General features: G+C 66.0%; 5 protein-coding genes. 1 reads left to right on the top strand and 4 read right to left on the bottom strand.

Annotated features, from left to right (window positions below):
• Positions 1 to 98: 98 nt before the first annotated feature.
• From ACK543_RS05660 to ACK543_RS05645, 4 genes are all read right to left on the bottom strand, one after another.
• On the bottom strand, positions 99 to 224 hold the full coding sequence (locus tag ACK543_RS05660) for a hypothetical protein (RefSeq protein WP_409941878.1): 126 nt from the start codon (positions 222 to 224) through the stop codon (positions 99 to 101).
• Positions 225 to 1,079: 855 nt separating this feature from the next.
• Positions 1,080 to 1,619, bottom strand: coding sequence for a transcription/translation regulatory transformer protein RfaH (rfaH, locus tag ACK543_RS05655; protein ID WP_409941877.1), 540 nt, complete (start codon positions 1,617 to 1,619; stop codon positions 1,080 to 1,082).
• Positions 1,620 to 1,648: 29 nt separating this feature from the next.
• Positions 1,649 to 2,833 (bottom strand): Wzz/FepE/Etk N-terminal domain-containing protein, encoded by a 1,185-nt coding sequence (locus ACK543_RS05650; protein ID WP_409941876.1) that lies wholly within the window; start codon positions 2,831 to 2,833, stop codon positions 1,649 to 1,651.
• An 11-nt stretch (positions 2,834 to 2,844) separates the two neighbouring features.
• Complete coding sequence (locus ACK543_RS05645) at positions 2,845 to 5,283, bottom strand: SLBB domain-containing protein (protein WP_409941875.1); 2,439 nt, start codon at positions 5,281 to 5,283, stop codon at positions 2,845 to 2,847.
• A 201-nt stretch (positions 5,284 to 5,484) separates the two neighbouring features.
• On the opposite strand from ACK543_RS05645, the gene ACK543_RS05640 reads away from it, so the two are divergent.
• Positions 5,485 to 6,810 (top strand): IS1182 family transposase, encoded by a 1,326-nt coding sequence (locus tag ACK543_RS05640; RefSeq protein WP_409941874.1) that lies wholly within the window; start codon positions 5,485 to 5,487, stop codon positions 6,808 to 6,810.
• Positions 6,811 to 6,923 lie beyond the last annotated feature (113 nt).

Genomic DNA, 6,923 nt, shown 5'->3' with positions numbered 1-6,923 from the left:
GCCGCACCCCGGTGATGCCCTGTGCCTGTGTTGTCAAACTTGACCATCACACCAGGCGAGAGGGAGCTCGGCCCACAGGCAAGCTTGATGGCAGGCATTCATGTCTTGCTGGTTTCGAAGTGCCTGATCTGAAACAGCTTGTCCAGATGGGTCGGTGTGTCGGCCTCGGTCTCCAGGTGTGCGCGGAACGTGGGCTCCTGGGCGGTGGGCTGGATATCAGCCACCGTGTCTTCGAGGTCACGGGCGCGGCCAGGGGCCCAGAAAGCCGGGTCATCGAGTTCCCTCCACAGGTGATGTCCCTTCGGGCTTCACCGCCGGGGACCGGGCTTCGGGCACGCTGCCCCGAGCCCCGCTGTCCGGACCTCGGCCCTGTGGGTCGGGATGACCCACGGACAAGCCCAGGGGCTCGGTGGCCCGGTTCGCAAGGAGTGAGCCGGCTGGCGGGCAGGGTTCGCCGACCGCGCCGCCACCGCCGAGGACAACGGCTGAGGCGAGGGGGTCGCACGCCAGGTTGCGCAGATGTTCAACCTGAAAACGGCAGTTGGATGCATGTGCCAGCGCTGCTGTTGGGGCGCCAGGCAAGGCGCGACGACGCGGCAGGCTCGTGCCTGCAAGGAGGCGCAACACCGCATGGCGCATCAAAAGCGGTGCTGGCAAGTGCATAGCGCTGTCACCCCAGAGGTGAGGCAGCGAAAACAACGCAAGGACCGAGTCCACGCGGTGTGCGGCAAGATGACAAGCGGTCAACTGCCGTTTTCAGGTTCAAGGCGGGTCAGCTCGGCTTTGTCTTCAGCGTGAAACATCAGCGTCTCCGGAACGGCTGTCATGTGCGGCCTGACGTCTGAGCTGAGCCGACCGAGCAGGCGCATGGCACTGGGCCGCAGAAGGCGCGGCAGCCCCGGCACCTGGAGTGGCCGGACTCTGGCGCCTGGAGTCGCCTGGCCGAGGGTTCTGTCCGATGATGAGGGCGGGCACCCACCAGCTCGCGCAGGCGCGCTGTGCCGCTGCTGTGCGTGCTCCATGCGGGCGCCCCCCGGAAGTGTCCATCTGCCATCACGGGGGGCAGGCTCAGTGCCGGGTCAATCCGCCGAGACCCCTGGATCTTGAAGGGACGAAAGGGTCGGCCCAGGCCTGATCACTGTGCCGGGCTCCAGCTTCAATCTGACGGGTCGGTTCATGACCTCCATCAGCACGGTGATGCGATGGTCGGCGTCATGATCCTGGTACACGGCCTTCAGCCCTGCAAACGGGCCCTCGCGAACCAGCAAGGTCTCGCCGCGCGCATACGGTTCACGGGCCCGTTGGGCATGGCTTGCTTCCATCTGGCGCAGCGCATCGATCAGGCCCTCGGGCGCTTTGGCAGGCTGGGTGCCGAAGCGCACAAGGGACGTCACGCCGACGGTCGAGCGAATGGGCGCCCAGCTCAGGCCGCCGGGGCCGCTGTCCAGCTGGATGAACAGATATCGAGGGAACAGGGGTTCGCGCTCGCTGACCCATTGCCGGCCCCGCCTCTTCTGCACCTGCCACTGCGGCAAATAGCAGCCATAGCCTTGGCGTTCCAGGTTCAGCAGTGCCACGGCTTCCTGCCGCGGCTTGGTGAACAGGAGGTACCAGTTCATCCGGGCTCCGGGGGCCCTGCACCGGACACTCAGGCCCCGCGTCCCACGCTGCGGCGCAAGGCTGCGGACAGCATGCCCAGCTTCTGCGCAGAGTCGGCGCCCTGTCGCGCATTGCGCAGCGCGTGTCGCACGAACACCCACAGCAGCAAGGCGAAGCCCGTGGCCAGGGTGGCCACCACCGCAATCATGGCCTTCTTGGGCTTGCTCTTGCGCTCGGGGGGCGTGGCGGGGTCTACCACCTGGATCAGCGCACCCTCGCGGCTCTCGTCCACTCTGGCCAGCTCGTACTGCTTCGCGAAGAGTTCGAACAGCGCCTCCTGGTACTTGAACTCCCTGAACCGGCTGATGTAGTCGCTCTGAGCCGCAGCGCTGTTGCTGCCCTCCGCCTTGGCCATCTGTGCGCGCAAGGCCGCCAGTTGGTTCTGGGCCATTTGGAATTCTGGTGCGGCCTCCGTCAGGTAGCTCCTCATGGCCTGCAGACGCACCTCGGCAGCGGTGACTTCCGCGCGCAACCGGGCGTAGGCCTCGGCCGCCGCCTTGGGTTCGGCACGGATGGCACCCTCGTTGATGCCCGACGCCTGCAGAGCCTGCTGGGCAGCCGTGAAACGCTCCTTGGTCTGGCCGAGTTGCTTCTCGAAGAACATGCGGCGCTGCTGAGCCTCCGTCATCGCCAACCTGGTGGTCACCAGACGCAGCTCCTCGATGTAGGCGTTGGCGATGGCTGCCGCACGCTGGGGGTCGCGGTCGTCTACCTCGATGGTGATGAGGCCGTCCTTCTTGCCGGAGCTGATCCGGGTGTTCTCTTCCAGCTCCTTGCGTGTGTCCGCCTTCCACTTTTCGTCGTACACCTGCATCAGCTTGAACTGCTCGATCAGCCGGTCCTCCACGGTCGTGCTCTGCATCAGCGCCACGTACTGGTCCGCCGGGCTCTTGATGCCGGCGGCCCCGCCGGCCAGCCCCGCCAGGGCGCCCAGGCTCTGCAGTGCCGCCGCGGCCGAGCTCTGCTGCTGCTGGGGTGGCATCATCACCGCCTTGGCCGTGAAGGTGGGTGGCACCAGAAAGCTGATGCCCAGCGCGGACAGGCCCGCCAGCAGCGGGCACAGCACCAGCAGCCGCAGGTTCTCTGCAGCCACCAGGGCCAGGTCCAGCAGACTGATTTCGTCTTCAGCTTGTTCCGAAGGGGCCGCTGAAGCGCTGTGCTCCATGGAGTTCATGGTCAGCCCCTTCAGTTGCGAAGCGTCTTGATGGCCGCCGCCGCAATGCCGAAGTTCGACAGGATCTGCGTCCAGTCCTTGGCACCGCGGACAAAGGCCGTCCAAGTCGTTTCCCGGTTCGTCAGGTCGGGCACGACGATGGTGTCGCCAGGGGCGAGTTCCAGGCTCTGCAACGGGCTGCCGCCGGAGAACCAGGAGCCGGACCGGTCGCGACTGTGCTTGACACTGCCATCGGCGCGCACCACGAAGATGTTGTCCTCGTCCGCCTCGGGGTTGACACCTGCAACCGCCAGATACTGCTTGACCGTTCGGCCGGGCCGCCACAACAGCGCGTTCTCGTTGGCCACGGCACCCACCGCGAAGACAAAGCCGGGCCGCGAAGGCACCACGATGGTGTCGCCGTCTTCCAGGGGAAGGTCGGGGAGTTCGTCCACCTTGGCAATGCCGGGGGAAAGCTCCAGCGCGATGCGGCCGTTGGGTTGCAGGTTGCGCAGCCGGTTGATCTGCGTGCGACGGGCCTCCTCCTCCGCGGCCTGCAGCCGGGCGGCAGCCGCTGCGTCCGTGCCGCTGAGGTTGGCTGCCTGACGCGCGCCCGCAGCGCTGGTGCTGACCTCCAGTTGCCGGATGGCAACTTGCAGGGCCTCGCGCTGACGAGCGCGGGTGGCCTCGCGCGAGAACTCCGTGCCGAACAGGTAGGCCTGCGCGGTGACGCCCCCGGCCCGTGCCAGCAGGGCCCTGAGCGACTCCCCGGGCTGGAGCTGGTACACCCCCGGCCGTTCGACCTCACCTTCCATGCGCACCAGACGGCTGCTGCGGGCCTGCGGGCCGCGGATGTCCTTCGTCCCGAAGATGGTGACGATATCGCCGGGCTCCAGCACCAGGTCATGCTCCGGGTCTTTGTTCAGCACCGCCTTGCCCAGGTTGAAAGGCATCAGCCGCGTGGTGATGCGGTCCATGTCCAGGCGTTCAATCGTCGCGTATTCCCAGTTGGGTTCGTCCACCAGGTTTCTCACCGTCTGTTCGGTCTTTGCCAGGCTGGAACGGTTGCGGTCGGTCGGCTCACGCTCAGCCAGCAACCTCAGGGTCAGGGCTGTGGGGTCCTGCTGGAAAGGGCTTTCAGGCGGCTGGGGCGACTTTGCGTCTCCCGGGGGCAGTGGGCTGGCGGGTGGGTTGGCGCTCTGGTCCACCGCCGGCTTGGACGCAGGCAGGTACTGCACCAGGCGATTCTTGCGCAGGTGGTAGTCCCGGGTGAGGAGGGCATCCCTTTCGGGTATGAGCTGGCTGATGCGCATCCCGGGCGTGTGCGGGTAGCGCAGCGGCTCGGCCACGTTCCCCCGCAGGGTGACCGCATTGGCGAACTGGGGAGCCACGGGCTTGACCGTGAGCACATCGCCATCGCGCAAGGTCAGCTCCTGGGCGCGCTGGAGGTTCACGATCTGCACGGTGCGCGGCGCCTTGGGCTGGGCGGGCTCGATGCGCTCCAGCAGGGCCTGCTGGAGGTCCGCCATGGCACGGCCACCGCCTGCCAGCGCCAGCACCTCGGATGCGGGCCCGCCGGCCGGTTTGAGTTCGAAGACGGCCGGGGTGTCCACCGCGCCCAGCACCGCCACACGCGGGCCTGAAACCGGGTAGACGATGACGTCTCCGTTCTGCAACCGCTGATCCTGGCCGCGCTCGCCGCGCACGATGAAGTCGTACAAGTCGAGTTCGGCCAGGGTCTGGCCGGCCCGTCGCACCTGCACGCGGCGCATGCTGCCATTGGCCGCGGGCCCTCCGCTGGCAAAGACAGCGTTGACCAGGGTGGAGAGGCTGGAAAGCGTGTAACTGCCGGGATGCTGGGCCTGCCCGACGACAAAGACCTGGATGCTGCGCAACTGACCGAGCGTCACGCTCAGCTGGAAGCCCTTGAACACCCGCTCGATCTGCTGGCGCAGACGAGATTCGATCTCGCCGGCTCGAATGCCGGCCACCCCCACGGTGCCCACCCGCGGGATGCTGATCTGGCCATTGCGATCCACCATCACCCTGAGATCGATTTCGACCGTGCCCCACCCACGCAGGTGCAGTTCGTCGCCCGGACCGAGGGCATAGTCCGCCGGCACCGGAAGGCGCTCCACCGGGGCGAAGTTGTGGGGGATGCCGCTGGTGGCGAAATACGTGCTGCCGAACAGAGGCAGCGCCTGACCCGTGGTGGTGTACACGAACCGCTGGAACTCGTTGGGCTGACGCGGCGCGTTGGGCGCCACAGGTTCAAGGGTGCGGGGCTGTTTGTCGTTCGTCGTGTCGGCGCGTTCTGGCCGCGGCGGCACGGGCGTGACAATCGAGGGCACGCCCGGTGCGGTTGGGGAAGAGCCGCCCGCACCCGGCGCAGAGCCTGTCTGGGCAAGCGCCGCAGCGCACAAGCCCACAGCCGCAAGGGCCGGGGCGAGGACTTTTGTTGTGAAGTTCATTCTCTGTCCTGCTCTTTTTTTGAGGTCCCTGCAGATCCAGTAATGAGCAGCTGCGCTCAACCAGGCATTGTAGATCGAGGCCGCGGGCCGTTGATTGCACGGCAGGGCCGGCTGCGGGAATGCTCGTGGCTTGACCTAGGAGCGTGGGCGGCAGAAGGGTAGTCCCTGATGTCCTTTCTGTCGGCCGAACGTTGAATTCGCATGGCCATCAGTTACCGCCCCTACGAACCGCAGCAAGAGATGCTGCTGCCCGCGTCGCTGCAAGACTGGCTGCCCAAAGGGCACTTGGCTTACTTCATAAGCGACACGGTCGATGCCCTGGACCTCAAGGCGTTCTACGCGCGCTATGCAGGCGGCGGCGCGCGCAACCAGCCGTTTCACCCGGCCATGATGGTCAAGCTGCTGGTCTATGGCTATGCCACGGGCGTGTTCAGCTCACGCAAGATGGAGCGGCGGCTTCACGATGACCTGGCGTTTCGGATGCTGGGCGCTGGCAACTTCCCCAAGCACCGCACGATTCGCGACTTCCGCGCGCTGCATCTCAAGGAACTGAGCGAGCTGTTTGTGCAAGTGGTCAAGCTCGCTGGCGAGATGGGTCTCGTGAAGCTGGGCACCGTTGCCATCGACGGTACCAAGCTCAAGGCCAACGCCAGCCGCCACAAGGCCATGAGCTATGAGCGCATGCAGCAGGCTGAAGCCGAATTGAAGGCTCAGATCGATGCACTACTGGAGCGCGCGAAGACCGCCGACGCGGCCGAAGCCGAGGAACCCGAGGTGGACATCCCGGCGGAGATTGAGCGCCGCGAGGTTCGCCTGAAGGCCATCGTTGAAGCACGCCAGCGCATCGAGAAGCGCCAGCGCGACGCCGACATTGAGCGCGGCCGCAGCCCCGACGACGAACGCAAGCCCACTGACGAAGACGGCAAGCCCACAGGGGGACGCTTCAAGCGTGAGTTCGGCCAGCCCGAGCCCACGGCGCAAGAGAACTTCACCGACCCCGACAGTCGCATCATGAAGCGCGCCGGTGGCGGCTATGACGCCAGCTACAACGCGCAGACGGCCGTCGATGAACAGGCGCACATCATTGTGGCCGCCGAGCTCAACAACAACGCTGCCGATGTGGGGCAATTGGTACCGATGCTCAAGGCGGTGAAGGCCAACACCGGCCAGGACCCCAAGCAAGCACTGGCCGATGCGGGCTATCGCAGCGAGCAGAACTTCCAGGCGCTGGCCCAATCACCGACAGAGTTGGTGGTGGCCATGGGGCGCGAGGGCAAGCGCTGCGCCGAGGTAGACGCTGAGAAGAATCCGCACACAGCGGCAATGGCGGCCAAGCTGCAAACCGAAGAGGGCAAGGCGGCGTACCGAAAGCGCAAGTGGATAGCAGAGCCGCCCAACGGGTGGATCAAGAGCGTGCTCGGATTCCGCCAATTCAGCCTGAGGGGACTGCACCGCGTGCAAGCCGAGTTCAAGCTCGTGTGCATGGCGCTGAATCTGCGGCGCATGAGTGCCATGCGGGCGGTGTGAAGGTCAAGTAATGAGAGAAATCGAGCCCAAAACGGCTGCCCGAGGGGACTTACAGATGACCAACAGCGACCGCAGATCCAATATGGACGGTTCGAGGAGAAAAACGGCGCCAA

Origin of the sequence: Acidovorax sp. (genome assembly GCF_046341535.1) — a bacterium.
Classification (GTDB): Bacteria; Pseudomonadota; Gammaproteobacteria; order Burkholderiales; family Burkholderiaceae_C; genus Acidovorax.
This window is presented reverse-complemented; position numbering and strand designations above follow the sequence as displayed.